Source organism: Blastococcus saxobsidens (genome assembly GCF_002938435.1).
Classification (GTDB): Bacteria; Actinomycetota; Actinomycetes; order Mycobacteriales; family Geodermatophilaceae; genus Blastococcus; species Blastococcus saxobsidens.
The window spans coordinates 169,534-182,470 of record NZ_POQT01000001.1; the positions used below are offsets into that span (position 1 = coordinate 169,534).

The window sequence follows — 12,937 nt, forward strand, 5'->3', positions numbered from 1 at the left end:
GATGCAGCAACTGGACCGCGACGAGGTCAGCACCCTGGTCGACGCCCCTCCCGACCAGGTCTACGCCCTGATCGCCGACGTGACCCGCACGCCGGAGTTCAGCCCGGAGATCCGGAGCTGCCGGTGGCTCGACGGCGCCACCGGCGCCGCGGTCGGCGCCCGCTTCGAGGCGGTCAACGCCACGGCGGCCGGCCGCACCTGGAAGAACCGTCCGGTGGTCCGGGTGGCCGCCCCGGGCCGGGAGTTCGCCTTCGCCCGCACCGAGCCGATGGCGGGCACCGTGGTCTGGCGGTACCGGCTGGAGGAGCAGGGCGGGGGGACCCGCGTGATCGAGAGCTACGAGGTCGAGCGCCCGGTCACCCGGGTGGGCTGGTTCGTGATCGAGCGGATCTTCCGCGCGGGGAACCGCCGGACGGAGTTGCGGCAGGGCATGGAGACCACGCTCGCCCGCCTGAAGGCGGTGGCGGAAGCGGGCGCCGCTGCGTCGCGGTGACCGCCCCGTCCACCCTCAGCTGCGCGGGCGCCAGCGCTTCCAGTGCGCGACCGCGGTGGCGCGCGGCTTGCCGTCCCAGTGCAGCTGCACGTCGACGGTCATCTCCGACTCCCCGGCCTCGATGAGAACCGCGAGCAGGGACACCGGCTCCGTCAGCGGCGCCGGCCGCAGGAAGCGGACGTCCAGCCCGGCGGTGACGTAGGGCAGATCGGCACCCGGGAGGGTCGGGTAGCCGCGCAGGTCGGCCTCGTGCAGCACGGCGGCGGCGCTGTGGCAGTCCAGCAGCGTGGAGATGATGCCGCCGTTGAGGTAACCCAGACCGTTGTCGTGCTCCGGCCACGGGGTGAACGACGCCGTCACGCCGTCGTCGCCGGGAAAGCTGCGCAGCCGCAGACCGCGGTCGTTGGCCGGCCCGCAGCCGAAGCAGCCGAGCTCCGGGACGAGCCGCTCCTGGATGCTCGACGTCACTCCGGCAGCATGCCGGAGCCGCCCGCCAGGTTCGGGGCGTGGGCAGCGCGCGGAGGTGGTTCGCCGGTGCCGGGGTGCTCTTCGCGGCAGCCTGGGTCTGGGCGCTGCGCCGGCTGCCGGAGCGCGTGCCGATCCACTTCGGCGGCAGCGGCGAGGTCGACGCCTGGAGCAGCCGGACCGCCGCGCTGGTGACCTTCGCTGCGCTCGGCCTGGGCGCCGCAGCCCTCTTCGTGGGCCTGGTGCGGTTCCTCGCGCGGATCCCCGCCGAGCACATCACCGTCCCGCACCCCGAGCACTGGAAGCGGCCGGAGCACCTCGCCCGGTTGCGGCGGCTCCTGGCCGAGGACATGTGGTGGTTCGGGGCAGCGACGCTCCTGCTGCTCGCCGCCGTCCAGGTGCTGGTGGTGCGCACGGCCGGCATGGCCGATCCCGGCCTGGGGCCGGAGGGTCCGGTGGCGATCGGCGTCTACTCGATCGTCGTCATCGCCCGGGCCGTCTGGATGGTCACCCGCCGCTACGCGGTGCCGCGTCCCGGCTGACGGTGAGCTCCACCAGTACCCTGTCACCGGCCCGCAGGCCCTCGGCGACCCGCACCGGCTGCTTCACCGGCAGCAGGTAGGAGCCGCTGCGTGCGTCGGGGAACACCGAGGTCTGCCAGGTGCTGCTCCCCACCGTGACCGTGACCCGCACGGAGCCGAACCCGACGCGGGCGCCCGCACCGGACTCCCGCACGTCGTCGGCGAGGTCCGGCGGCAGGGTGAGGAAGTGCCACGGGGCCGGGCCGACGTGCTCCCGGAGGACGGCGGTGAACGTCTCGGTCACGGGCGGCACGGTAGGGCGTCCCACCGACGGGGAACGGTGCCCGCGGTCAGCCCGCGTCGTCGGCCTCCACCAGCGCCACCGAGGTGATCCGGTGCACGGCGAACGTTCGGTTCTCCCCGCGCCGCTCGTCGTAGCCCTGCAGGAATCCGCCGACCAGCGACACCGGCTGCACCACGCGCTGGCTGCCGCTGCCCTGGGCGTCCACGTAGCCCAGCCACACGGGCACGCCCTCGCGCACCGCGCGCGACAGCAGCTCCAGCGTCGACGCCGTCGTCACCCCCGGCACCTGGCGGACCGCCTCGCCGCGGCGGGCCGCCAGCGCGGCGTCCCCGGCGCGCATCTCCCGCACCACCGCCGCCAGCTCGTCGGTGCGCAGCGGTCGCGCGGCGGGGGAGGGCTCCGGCCCGGTGCGCCGCCCGGCGGCGCGCGGCCTGGCGGGCGGCCGGGTGAGGACCGCACCCCCGGGGGTCTCCCCGGCCGGCGCGTACCCGGCCTCGCGCAGCACCGTCAGCACCTCGTCGGCGCCCAGACCGCTGACCAGGACACCTGGCGCCAGCCGGCGCAGCTCGGCCGACGCGGCCCGGCGGTCGCTCAGCACCTGGGAGAGCAACCCGTGGTCGTCGGAGCGCACGTAGGACTCGATGGCGCCCACCCGCAGCCGGCCGTGCTGCCGGGCGACGTCGTCGACCAGGTAGTCCAGCGCCTGGGGCACGGGTGTCCGGGAGGCCTTGGCGAAGAAGTCGTGCAGCTCCGACGCCGACCAGCCGACGTCCAGGGCCCGTCGCACGCTGCCCTCCGACACCCGGAACACCGTCGCGCCCCCGGAGGACTCCACGTCGGCGACGACGGCGAGCGTGTCGGCCAGCTCGGCGACCAGCGGTCCCGGGGCGATCAGCGACAGGTCCGGCTGCGCCAGCACGTGGTCGACCGGCTCGGGCAGCAGTCCGCGCATGCCATCGGCGGCGCCGTCCTCGCCGGCGGTCAGCAGGCCGCGCCCGCCGGCGGAGAGCACGCCGGAGACGAGCACGCCCAGCCGGGCCGCCTCGGCGAGCATGTCGGGCACCGGGGCCAGCCGATCGGCTCGGCGGGGGGTGCGCCAGCGCAGCAGGGCGGTGACGTCGTCCGGGCCGAGGCCCGAGCCCGCCGGCAGCTCGGCCAGCACGGCGAGCGCCGATCGGCGGATCGCCGGCGCGGTGTGCCGCACCAGGTCCGGCGACAGCGGGTTGCCCGACTTCCCGGCGAGGTCCCGCACGCCCACCAGCGACGGCAACCGCGTGCTGCCCAGCCAGCCGGCCGCGAGCACGGCCCAGCGGTCGGCGAGGTCCTGCTCCCGCCAGACGTCGTAGCCGCGCGTGGGCAGCCACTCGTCGCGATGCGGGCCGCCCACGTCCAGGAGGCCGCCCGCGAACGCCAGCTCCAGCAGCCAGGCCGCCTCGGGCTCGGGCACGTGCAGCGCCTTGGCCAGCCGCTTCTGGTCGCGGACGCCCACCCCGCCGCTGCGCAGCAGCCCGGCCGGTTCGTCCTCCAGGAGGGTCAGCAGCTCACCGATCCGCCCGACGGTCTCCAGGGCCGCGCCGGCGGACTGGCGGTCGACGGCCTTCGGGTCCCGGGTGGCGACCACCGGCTCCGGACGGCGCCGCGGCGGGCCGTACGGGAGGTCGCCGCGCAGGGCCAGACCGATCTCGCGGGGCAGCTCGACGTTGAGCGCGTCGATGCGCGCGAGCATCCCGCGCTGCAGCAGCCGGCGGGCGGGGGAGCCCGCGCCGTTGCCCGGGGTGTCGGGCAGGTGCCCGACCGGGCGGTCGCCCGCCAGCCGCTCGAGCACCTCGCGCTCCTCGGACGCCAGCTCCGCCAGAGCCGCGGGCAGGTCGGCGGGCAGCTGCAGCCGCAGGTCCAGCGCGCGGCGGCCGAGCCCTGCGGGGTGGCGGACCGCCCGCCGGACCGGGTCGGGGGCGTGCAGGACGTCGTCGCCCCACAGCAGCGCCCGGGTGGTGAGCGCGTCCACGGCCGCGGCCAGGACGTCGTCGGGCACCTCGGGCAGCGCCGCGATCAGCTCGTCGGGGGCCATGCCGTCGGTGGGGGCGAGCAGCACCACGTCGAGCACCTGGAGGGTGGCGGCGTCGAGCTCGTCGAGCGCGCGGTCCACCGAGACCGGCACCGCCAGGCGGCTGGCCAGCGCGACGACGTCGGAGGGGGCGGGGCGGGCGATGTCGGGCCGGGCCACCAGCAACGCGCTCAGCTGCTCGTCGCTGCGGGTGCGCAGCCAGGCGGCGAGCGTCGCAGGGGCTTCCGTGGGCATCCGGTCCACGCTACGTCGCCGTGCCGGGCGACGCTGCTGCCAGCATGGGCGGATGCACCCCGCGAGTGAACACCCCGGCACCCGGGCCGCCCTGGACGCCCACCGGGTCGGTGCCCTGCGCTGGCTGGGCGGCGGCCTCGTCGCCGTCGTCCTCGCGGTGCTGCTCGGCGTCGCGGCGGTCGCGATGGCCGGTGACGCCGGCCGGCGGCCGCCCGGCCTGGGCCTGGTCGTCGTCGCGCTGCTGCTCGGTGGCACGACCGCCGTCGTGGTGGGAGCCGGTGCGCTGCTGCGCACGATCCGGTGGCGCAGGGCGCTGGCCGGCACCCCGTGGCGACCCGGGACGCTGCGGGTGGCCGGCGCAGCCCACCTGTCCTTCGAGCCCGACGGCCTCGACGAGCCGGTCCGGCTCCGTCTCCTGAGCACCGCCGTCTGGCGGACTCGTGCGGTGCAGGCGCTGGACGGCGCCGCCGTGCTCGCCGCGCCGGTCGGCGGCGACCGGTGGGTGTTCACCGCCGAGGACGCGGGCACCGTCCACGGCGCCCGGACCGCCGGCCGGAGCCGCTGATCACGATCCCGGCTCCTCCGCACGGGGCGGTGACGTGCGCTCCGCGGGAGGCATCCAGGAAGATGAGGACCGACAGTGCACCGCGCGGTGCACGAGCTACCGCACACGGAGGCGTCATGGCCAAGCGCAACGAGAAGCACGCGCACCTGGTGGAGCCCACCTGGGGCGAGTCCGAGGACGGTGGCCCGCCGCTGACCGAGCTCTCCGCCTCGGTGGCCGGACCGCTGTCGCCCTTCGGGCAGGACCACACGTTCCCGATCCCGGCCGCCCGCGTGCGCTACGCGCACCCGACGGACAAGCCGAACCGGGCAGGTGTGCAGACCGCCGAGGGCCGGCGCCGTCGCTAGCAGGTCATGGCCCCGGCCCGTCGCGGACCAGCGGCGGGCCGGGCGGTCACCCGGACGTGGCGGTCACCGGGTGGGTCAGGACCTCGATTCCACCTTGGGAGACGGGGCCAGCCGGACGATCAGCTTCGACAGCAGGCTGCCCACGACCACCCACACCAGCGCGGCCAGGCCGGAGTTGATGGCCTCGGCGATCTTCGGGTCCGACGGCGTGAAGAGGTCCTTGGTGAACCAGCCGAACGAGTCGCGCCAGTCGGCGGCGAACTGCACCAGCCCGTTGGCCGGGTTCGCCTCGAAGAGCACGAACACCGCGTGGACGACGATGACCGCGGCGATGACGGCGAACACCACCCGCACGATGGTGGCGACGAGCGTCAGGATGCGAGCTGTTCCGCTGGTGGCCATGCACCGCATCGTGGCCTAGCCGCGCGAGCTTCGCGAGTCGTCCGGTAACACTCAGCCCGCCTCGACGGGCACGACCAGCGCGCGATGGTCCGACAGCGGCAGCTGCACCGCCTCGGCGGCGCCGGCCGCGCGCAGGCGGCCGCGCACGAGCACGTGGTCGAGCTGCCGCGTCGGCCGGCCGGCCGGGAAGGTGGCCACCGAGGCGATCGGCGTCAGCCCGCTGTTCCGCGCCGCGGCGCGTTGCTGCATGTTGAGGTCACCCATCACCACCAAAGGCTCCCGGGTGTCCTCCAGGGAGCGGACCAGCGTGCGCAGCTGGTGCCCGTTCCACCGCGGGATGAAGGACAGGTGCGTGTTGCAGACGGTGAACTGCCCGGACGGCCCGTCGATCACCGCGGCGACGGCGACCCGCGGCTCGTCCCGCGCCAGGAACGGGCGCCGGGAGTCCGGCGACCAGAGGGGGACGCTGGCGCGCAGCGGCGCCAGTCTCACCACCCGCCAGGAGAGGACGGGGTAGCGGGAGAGCAGCGAGATCCCGTAGCTGGCCGACCCGGGCTGCTCGTCGCCGGTCGCGGCCATCCAGGTGCCGCCCGGCGTGCCGGACAGGGCTGCGACGAACTGCGAGTCCACCGCGCCCATCGCCTCGGCGGCGACCGCAGTGAGGTCGGCCTCCATGGACCGGGGCTGGTCCCGGTCGACCTCCTGCAGACCGAGCACGTCGGCGTCCAGGGTCTTGACGGCGGAGGCCAGCCGGTCGACGTCGACCCGGCCGTCCTCCAGGGAGCGTCCGTGCAGGATGTTGAAGCTCGCGATGCGCACGACAGTTCCTGTGCCCCGGCCGGACCGGGATCTACCCCCTGTCCGCATGCGTGCGGCGACTACCGGCGGGTAGCGAGCCCTCCGTGCAGCCCACTCCCTCTCCCCGCGACCGGGTGCGCGACCTGCTCAAGCGCACAGCCGTGGCGCTGAAGCAGGGGGAGGTGCCCTTCGCGCTGTGCGGGGGGTACGCCGCCTGGGTCCGTGGCGCCCCCGAACCCGACCACGACGCGGACTTCCTCGTCCCCGCGGCGGAGGCCGAGCGGGCGGCCAAGGCGCTGGTCGACGCCGGCCTGCAGGTGGTCGACCCCGCCGAGGACTGGCTGCTCAAGGTGGAGCGGGACGACGTCTTCGTCGACGTGCTCTGGCGGACCTGCGGCCGCCCCGCGGAGATCGACCTGGTGGAACGGGCCGAGGTCCTGCCGGTGTTGTCGGTCCAGATGCCGGTGATGGACCCGACCGACATCCTCGTCACCAAGCTGATGGCCCTGGACGAGCACTACTGCGACTTCGGGCGGATGCTGCCGGTCGCCCGGGCGCTGCGCGAGCAGGTGGACTGGGCCGAGGTCGCCCGGCAGGTGGCGACCAACGACTTCGCCGTCGTCTTCCTGACCCTCCTCGAGCGCCTGGGGATCGTGCCGGCGGTCAGTCCGGCATGAGCACGGCCGCCGCCGCCGCGACCGCGGCGAGGACGACGCCGGCGGTCGCCACCCGGGCCGGCGTCGGGTCGCTGACCGCCCGGTTCTCGGCCACCCGGCGGCACACCTGCCGGTAGCGGGCCGGTGCCAGCCGGCCGAGCATCAGCAACCCGAGCAGCGCCGTGATCCCCGCCGCCACGAGGAGTGCGGGCCGCGCCGTGCCCACCGCCCGGTGCGCGACCAGACCGGCGACGGCCAGCATCCCCAGACCGGTGCGCTGCCAGGACAGGACGGTGCGCTCGGGCTGGGTCTCCATGGGGACGATCACCCGCGCAGCACCTCCACGCCGACCAGGACGGCGACGACGACCACGACCGCGGTCACGGCGGCGACCACGGCCGGGACGAGCAGGCTCGACGGCAGGGCGCGCCCCGCCTCGATCGCCGCCTCGTTGGCCCGCCACCGGCCGTACCCGGCGAGCGCGGTGAGCAGCCCGAGCAGGACGAGCGCCAGCGACACGGCGGCGCTGCCCCAGCGGACCCCGAGGTCGGGCGCGTAGGTGGCGACGGCGACCCCTCCGGCCACCAGCGCCAGCCCGGTGCGCAGCCACGCCAGCAGCGTGCGCTCGTTGGCCAGCGTGAAGCGGTAGTCCGGATGGTCGGGCAACTCCGGGGATACGGGCACGCGGTCAGGGTAGGGACGCGCCCGAAAAGGCAGGTCCGGGAGGTCACCACGGACGGTTAACCTGTGCATCGAGCGGTCCCGAGCCGCAGTCGTCGTTCCCCGGCCGTGCGCCGCGACACCGAGAACTGAGGGATCCACCGTGCCCACCGGCAGAGTGAAGTGGTTCAACGCGGAGAAGGGCTTCGGCTTCCTGTCCCGCGAGGACGGGCCGGACGTCTTCGTCCACAAGGACGCACTCCCGGCCGGCACCGACCTCAAGCCGGGTCAGCGCGTGGAGTTCGGCATCGTGGCGGGCCGCCGGGGCGACCAGGCCCTGCAGGTGCGGCTGCTCGACCCGTTGCCCTCGGTCGCGGCCACGGTCGCCGCCGCCGGCCGCAAGAAGCCCGACGAGCTGGTCCCGATCATCGAGGACCTGATCAAGCTGCTCGACGACGTCTCCGAGGGCCTGAGGCACGGCCGGTACCCCGACCGCGGGCACGCCCGCAAGGTCGCCTCGGTGCTGCGCGCCGTCGCCGGCGACCTCGAGGGCTGAGGCGGCAGCCGCTCAGCCGCCGGCGCGCAGGAAGCCGACCGGCCAGGCGCCGGTCCACTCCCCGCAGTCGCCGCCCTTGTCCTCGACCACCACGAGGTAGAAGGCCGGCGGGACGACGTCGGAGGAGTTGATCCCGTCGAACGTCGTCGTCCCCTCGGGGACCTCGACCTCGCCGATGACCTCCTGCAGCCGCTCGTCGAACACCTGCACCTGCCAGCCGCGGTCGGCGATCACCTCCGGCACGGTGAGGCTGATCGTCGTGTCGGGGGAGACCTCCACGATCGGCGGGGTGGCCTCGTAGAGCTGCGGCTCCCCGCCCACGCAGTACTGCGTGGGCCGGGCGGTGACGTCCTGGACGCCGGCCTGCGCGCGGACGTCCCCGGGGCCGTCGGGCTCCCCTGCGCAGCCGACCAGCGAGCCGGCGAGACCGAGGACGAGCAGGGCGGCGGCGGGCGTTCTCACGACCACGACGGTCCCACCGGCGCCGTCGGCGGGTCCGGGGCCCCCGTCGGGGCCGCCGGACGGCGGCTCCGGTGCAGGGTCCACAGCACCAGGGCCACGGCGAGGGCGAGCAGCGCCGCCGCGACCGTGAACCCCAGCCAGCCGGTGGGCGGCAGGGCGATCCCCAGCGCGCCGCCGGCCACCCAGGCCAGCTGCAGCATCGTCTCGGAGCGGGCGAAGGCCGAGGCGCGCAGCCGCTCGGGGACCTCCCGCTGGATGATCGCGTCCAGGGACACCTTGCCGAGGGCGTTGGCGACGGCGGCCACCCCGGCCACCAGCACCGCCATCCAGAACCCGTAGAAGACCGCGGCGAGCACGGTCACCGCGGCGGCCGTCGCGGCGGCGTAGAGCACCAGCCGGTCGGGAGCGGCGGTGTGCAGCCGGGAGCCGACCGCCGTGCCGGCGAAACTGCCGATGCCGGCCGCGGCCGCGATCGCGCCCAGGGCGAGGGTCGCCTCCCAGCCGTCGGCGAAGGTCGCCTGCACGAGGAAGGCCGAGAAGATGGTGAGGAAACCACCCAGCCCGCGGAGCGCGGCGTTCGCCCGCAGCGCCAGCACCACGTGCGGGCTCACCCGGCGCCGCCGGCCCGCCACACGGATCTCGGTGGTGCTGAGCACGTCGGCCGGATCCTCGCCGGTCGGCACGTCCACGTGCGCCGGGAGCCGCACGGCGAGCACCCCGCCGGCGACGAACACCGCGGCGGTCGCCCAGAGCTCCCAGTCGAACCCGAGGACGGCCGCGATCCCGGCGGCCAGTGCACCGGCCACACCGGCCGTCGCGAGGCCGAACACCGACAGGCGGGCGTTCGCCGACGTCAGCGACATCGCGCCGGGCAGGACCCGGGGGACCACCGCGGCCCGCAGCACGTTGTGCGCCTTGGACAGGACCAGCACGCCCAGGGCGGCGGGGTAGAGCCAGATGTCGTCGAAGTGCGCGGCCATCACCAGCGCGAGCACCGCCCGGCCGACCAGCGACGTGGCCATCGCCCAGCGCCGGCCCCGCTGCAGCCGGTCCAGCGCCGGCCCGATGACCGGGGCGAGCAGGGCGAACGGGGCCATCGTCACCAGCAGGTAGAGGGCGACGTTGCCCCGCTGCGCATCGGTGGTGGCGGCGAAGAACAGGGTGCCGGCCAGGGAGACGGCGATCATCGCGTCGCCGGCCATGTGCAGCGCGTTGACCGACAGCAGGTGGGACAGGCCGCTCTCCTCGGCACCGTCGGCCCGGCTCGCGGCGCGCACCCGGCGGGCCGCGGCGACGGTGAGCTCCCGGCTGCGGGCGGCGGCCACGCGGGTGACGGTGACCTTCGGCCGGTCGTCGCCGGGCGGCTGGACGGCCGCGGACGGCAGGGGCCGCGTCATCGGCCGGGGGACGCCGAGCGGAGTGGTGTCCTGGCGGTCCGGGCCGGGCGGGAGCGCGCGCCGGGACAGCCGCGACCGCCGGGGGGCTCCGGGCGGACGGCGGGCGGCGGACACGTGACCATGGTGCAGCACCGACCTGGCGGTCCGGTCCCGGCGCCCGCCGCCGCGACCCCGGGGGACGCGCTGTCCCACCGGGGGTCCGGCGTCCGCCACAATGGGGGGGTGTCCGATCCCCTCGCCGTAGTCCGGCCCGCATCCGCCCCGGACGACGCGCTGACCGCCGCGGTCGAGCAGGCCCGCGCGGCCGCCGTCGAGACGGCCGGCGACCCCGACCTCGTCGGGGAGCACCTGGGCTCCGGCCCGGAACAGGTCGCCGCCGCCGACGGCTCGGCCGCGGAGCTGGGCGAGGTGCTCACCCACACCTTCGCCAGCCGGCTGACCGGCTACGTCGGCTGGCACTGGGCGGTCACCCTGGCCCGCGTCCCGGGGGAGGAGCAGGTCACCGTCGACGAGGTGGTCCTGCTGCCCGGCGAGCAGGCCCTGCTCGCCCCCGCGTGGGTGCCGTGGCACGAGCGGCTGCGGCCCGGCGACCTCTCGGTCGGCGACGTCCTGCCGTCGACCGAGGACGACGTCCGCCTGGTGCCGGCGTACACGGTGGACGACGACTCGGCCGACGACCCGGAGGGGCGCGTCGTCGCCGGCGAGCTCGGGCTCGGTCGCGAGCGCGTGATGTCCCGCGAGGGGCGCTCCGATGCGGTGGGCCGCTGGACCGTCGGTGAGTTCGGTCCCTCCGCACCGATGGCCCGCCAGGCGCCCGGGCCGTGCGCGACCTGCGGCTTCTACCTGCCGCTGGCCGGAACGCTCCGGCAGGTGCTCGGTGCCTGCGGCAACGCCTACGCCCCGGCCGACGGGCGCGTGGTGACCGCCGACTACGGCTGCGGCGCGCACAGCCAGGCGACGCTGGCCCCGGCTGACGACACCGAGGTGGTCACCTCGGCGCGCTACGACACCGCGGACTACGACGTCCTCTAGGCGTCGTCGCTGGAACGGCCCCTCCGCAGGGGCCCGCCGCGAGCCTGCGAGCGGTGGGGGGCGGAGGGGTCCTTCGACTGCTGCCAGCGCATGATCCCGAGGCCCAGGAGGGCCAGCGCGATGGCGGCCACGCAGGTCCAGGTCCACAGCCGGTCCACCCGGTCGCCGAGCACCAGGAGCACGACGAGGGCGACCACCCACACCGCGATCCCGGCCAGCACCACGCGGGCCGTGTCGACCTGCAGCGGAGGCGGGGCCTGCTTCCGTGGACCGGGCACGAGGGCACCCTAGATTGCGGGTCGGTCACGTGCCGAGCTGCCCGGCACGGGCGTGTGGCACGCTGTCGCCGCTCGTTGCCTCGTAGGCCGGGCGCGGGCAGGGCCGCCCGCCATGCCCCGCCGCCTCGTCACCGGAGAGACCGCATGTCCGACAAGTCCCGCCCGTCCGCGGACGCCTCCGCCACCGCCGTCGGGGACACCCCCGCCGATGTCGCGGCCGGCACGCCCACGCCGCGCCGCAGCGAGGGGCCCCGCGTCCGGCCGAAGAACGGGCTGGACCGCTACTTCGAGATCAGCGCCCGCCGCTCGACCACGAGCCGCGAGCTGCGCGGTGGTCTCACCACCTTCTTCACGATGGCCTACATCGTGGTGCTCAACCCGATCATCCTGACCAGCATCGTCGGCCCGGACGGCGTCCAGGGTGCCGACGTCGAGGGCACCGTCCTGCCCTTCGAGTCGATCGCCGCGGTCACGGCCCTCCTGGCCGGCATCCTCACGATCCTGATGGGCATCGTCGGCCGGTACCCGTTCGCGCTCGCGACCGGGCTGGGCATCAACGCGATCGTCGCGGTCTTCGCGGCCACCCAGCTGTCCTGGCCGGAGATCATGGGCCTGATCGTGCTCGAGGGCCTGCTGATCACCGTTCTCGTGCTCACCGGCTTCCGCCGCGCCGTCTTCGAGGCCATCCCCGCCCAGCTGAAGACGGCGATCGCCGTCGGCATCGGCTTCTTCCTCACCATCATCGGGCTGGCCGACGCCGGCATCGTCCGGGCGGGGCAGGGCACGCCGATCAGCTTCGGCGACCAGGGGCAGCTGGCCGGCTGGCCGATGCTCGTCTTCGTCGTCGGCCTGCTGCTGAGCGCGGTGCTCGTCGTCCGCAAGGTCAAGGGCGCGCTGCTCATCGGGATCGTGGCGACGACGGTGCTCGCCATCGTCGTCGAGGCGGTCGCCGACATCGGACCGCGCTTCAGCGCGGACGGCGAGAACGTGCGCGGCTGGTGGCTGCAGGCGCCCGTGCTGCCCGACGACGTCGTCAGCAGCCCGGACTTCTCCCTCCTGGGCAACTTCTCGCTGTTCGGCGGCTTCGAGCGCATCGGCATCATCGCCGCGCTGCTCATCGTCTTCTCGATCATGATCGCCGACTTCTTCGACACCGTCGGCACCGTGACCGCCGTCGGCGCCGAGGGCGACATGCTCGACGAGAAGCGCAACCTGCCCAAGTCGCAGCCGGTGCTGCTGGTCGACTCGCTGGCGGCGGCGGCCGGTGGCGCCGGGAGCGTCTCGTCGAACACGACCTACATCGAGAGCACGGCCGGCGTCGCCGACGGCGCCCGCACGGGCCTGGCCAGCATCGTCACGGGTCTGCTGTTCCTCGTGGCGGTCTTCTTCACGCCGCTGGTCGGCGTGGTCCCGGCGGAGGCCGCCGCGCCCGCGCTGGTGATCGTCGGTGCCCTCATGATCACCCAGATCCGGTACCTGGCCTGGGACGACATGTCGCTGGTCATCCCGGCGTTCCTGACCATCGCCCTGATGCCCTTCACCTACTCGATCACCAACGGCATCGGGGCGGGCGTGGTCAGCTTCGTGCTGCTGCGCCTGGTGGTCGGGCGGCGCAGGGACGTCCACCCGCTGATGTGGGTCATCGCGGTGATGTTCGTCGTCTACTTCGCCCTGGAGCCCCTGCAGCAGCTCTTCTGAGTCG

Annotated in this window: 18 protein-coding genes; 8 read left to right on the top strand and 10 right to left on the bottom strand. The window is 75.1% G+C overall.

From position 1 onward, the window contains the following. The first annotated feature begins 1 nt into the window (after position 1). Complete coding sequence (locus C5507_RS00830; protein ID WP_104526630.1) at positions 2 to 493, top strand: SRPBCC family protein; 492 nt, start codon at positions 2 to 4, stop codon at positions 491 to 493. A 15-nt stretch (positions 494 to 508) separates the two neighbouring features. Here C5507_RS00830 and C5507_RS00835 read toward each other — a convergent pair whose 3' ends face one another. Further along, positions 509 to 961 (bottom strand): PaaI family thioesterase, encoded by a 453-nt coding sequence (locus C5507_RS00835; protein WP_104526631.1) that lies wholly within the window; start codon positions 959 to 961, stop codon positions 509 to 511. 38 nt (positions 962 to 999) lie between these two features. Between C5507_RS00835 and C5507_RS00840 the strand changes: the two genes are divergently transcribed. Beyond that, positions 1,000 to 1,500 carry a DUF1648 domain-containing protein gene (locus C5507_RS00840; protein ID WP_104526632.1) on the top strand — a complete coding sequence of 167 codons (501 nt, stop codon included), beginning with the start codon at positions 1,000 to 1,002 and terminating at the stop codon, positions 1,498 to 1,500. On the opposite strand, the gene C5507_RS00845 is transcribed toward C5507_RS00840, so the two are convergent. Together C5507_RS00845 and C5507_RS00850 are read right to left on the bottom strand one after the other, a co-directional pair. After that, positions 1,466 to 1,783 (bottom strand): DUF1905 domain-containing protein, encoded by a 318-nt coding sequence (locus C5507_RS00845; protein ID WP_104526633.1) that lies wholly within the window; start codon positions 1,781 to 1,783, stop codon positions 1,466 to 1,468. The two genes, C5507_RS00840 and C5507_RS00845, sit on opposite strands and share 35 nt — an antisense overlap. A gap of 46 nt (positions 1,784 to 1,829) precedes the next feature. Further along, the gene (locus C5507_RS00850; RefSeq protein ID WP_104526730.1) at positions 1,830 to 4,082 is read right to left on the bottom strand and encodes a helicase-associated domain-containing protein; all 2,253 of its coding nucleotides are present in this window, start codon (positions 4,080 to 4,082) and stop codon (positions 1,830 to 1,832) included. A gap of 52 nt (positions 4,083 to 4,134) precedes the next feature. Between C5507_RS00850 and C5507_RS00855 the strand changes: the two genes are divergently transcribed. Further along, complete coding sequence (locus C5507_RS00855) at positions 4,135 to 4,647, top strand: hypothetical protein (protein ID WP_104526634.1); 513 nt, start codon at positions 4,135 to 4,137, stop codon at positions 4,645 to 4,647. Positions 4,648 to 4,763: 116 nt separating this feature from the next. Further along, complete coding sequence (locus C5507_RS00860) at positions 4,764 to 4,994, top strand: hypothetical protein (protein WP_104526635.1); 231 nt, start codon at positions 4,764 to 4,766, stop codon at positions 4,992 to 4,994. A 75-nt stretch (positions 4,995 to 5,069) separates the two neighbouring features. Here C5507_RS00860 and C5507_RS00865 read toward each other — a convergent pair whose 3' ends face one another. Then, positions 5,070 to 5,396, bottom strand: a complete 327-nt coding sequence (locus tag C5507_RS00865) for a hypothetical protein (RefSeq protein WP_104526636.1) — start codon at positions 5,394 to 5,396, stop codon at positions 5,070 to 5,072. Positions 5,397 to 5,447: 51 nt separating this feature from the next. After that, positions 5,448 to 6,215, bottom strand: coding sequence for an endonuclease/exonuclease/phosphatase family protein (locus C5507_RS00870; protein ID WP_104526637.1), 768 nt, complete (start codon positions 6,213 to 6,215; stop codon positions 5,448 to 5,450). 83 nt (positions 6,216 to 6,298) lie between these two features. On the opposite strand from C5507_RS00870, the gene C5507_RS00875 reads away from it, so the two are divergent. Next, on the top strand, positions 6,299 to 6,871 hold the full coding sequence (locus C5507_RS00875; RefSeq protein ID WP_104526638.1) for a nucleotidyltransferase family protein: 573 nt from the start codon (positions 6,299 to 6,301) through the stop codon (positions 6,869 to 6,871). Here the strand turns inward: C5507_RS00875 and C5507_RS00880 are convergent. Continuing rightward, positions 6,858 to 7,178, bottom strand: a complete 321-nt coding sequence (locus tag C5507_RS00880; protein ID WP_242611318.1) for a DUF202 domain-containing protein — start codon at positions 7,176 to 7,178, stop codon at positions 6,858 to 6,860. The two genes, C5507_RS00875 and C5507_RS00880, sit on opposite strands and share 14 nt — an antisense overlap. Further along, complete coding sequence (locus C5507_RS00885; RefSeq protein WP_242611319.1) at positions 7,175 to 7,534, bottom strand: YidH family protein; 360 nt, start codon at positions 7,532 to 7,534, stop codon at positions 7,175 to 7,177. The genes C5507_RS00880 and C5507_RS00885 overlap by 4 nt, the downstream gene beginning before the upstream one ends. Before the next feature lie 139 nt (positions 7,535 to 7,673). Between C5507_RS00885 and C5507_RS23450 the strand changes: the two genes are divergently transcribed. After that, positions 7,674 to 8,066, top strand: coding sequence for a cold-shock protein (locus C5507_RS23450; RefSeq protein ID WP_104526640.1), 393 nt, complete (start codon positions 7,674 to 7,676; stop codon positions 8,064 to 8,066). 12 nt (positions 8,067 to 8,078) lie between these two features. Here C5507_RS23450 and C5507_RS00895 read toward each other — a convergent pair whose 3' ends face one another. Next, positions 8,079 to 8,528 carry a DUF2771 family protein gene (locus C5507_RS00895; RefSeq protein WP_242611320.1) on the bottom strand — a complete coding sequence of 150 codons (450 nt, stop codon included), beginning with the start codon at positions 8,526 to 8,528 and terminating at the stop codon, positions 8,079 to 8,081. Continuing rightward, positions 8,525 to 10,039 carry an MFS transporter gene (locus C5507_RS00900; RefSeq protein WP_104526642.1) on the bottom strand — a complete coding sequence of 505 codons (1,515 nt, stop codon included), beginning with the start codon at positions 10,037 to 10,039 and terminating at the stop codon, positions 8,525 to 8,527. The genes C5507_RS00895 and C5507_RS00900 overlap by 4 nt, the downstream gene beginning before the upstream one ends. A gap of 108 nt (positions 10,040 to 10,147) precedes the next feature. On the opposite strand from C5507_RS00900, the gene C5507_RS00905 reads away from it, so the two are divergent. Then, positions 10,148 to 10,957 carry a DUF3027 domain-containing protein gene (locus C5507_RS00905; protein WP_242611321.1) on the top strand — a complete coding sequence of 270 codons (810 nt, stop codon included), beginning with the start codon at positions 10,148 to 10,150 and terminating at the stop codon, positions 10,955 to 10,957. Here the strand turns inward: C5507_RS00905 and C5507_RS00910 are convergent. Beyond that, the gene (locus C5507_RS00910; RefSeq protein WP_104526643.1) at positions 10,954 to 11,235 is read right to left on the bottom strand and encodes a DUF2530 domain-containing protein; all 282 of its coding nucleotides are present in this window, start codon (positions 11,233 to 11,235) and stop codon (positions 10,954 to 10,956) included. The genes C5507_RS00905 and C5507_RS00910 overlap by 4 nt on opposite strands. Before the next feature lie 144 nt (positions 11,236 to 11,379). On the opposite strand from C5507_RS00910, the gene C5507_RS00915 reads away from it, so the two are divergent. After that, complete coding sequence (locus C5507_RS00915; protein ID WP_104526644.1) at positions 11,380 to 12,933, top strand: NCS2 family permease; 1,554 nt, start codon at positions 11,380 to 11,382, stop codon at positions 12,931 to 12,933. Positions 12,934 to 12,937: the final 4 nt, after the last annotated feature.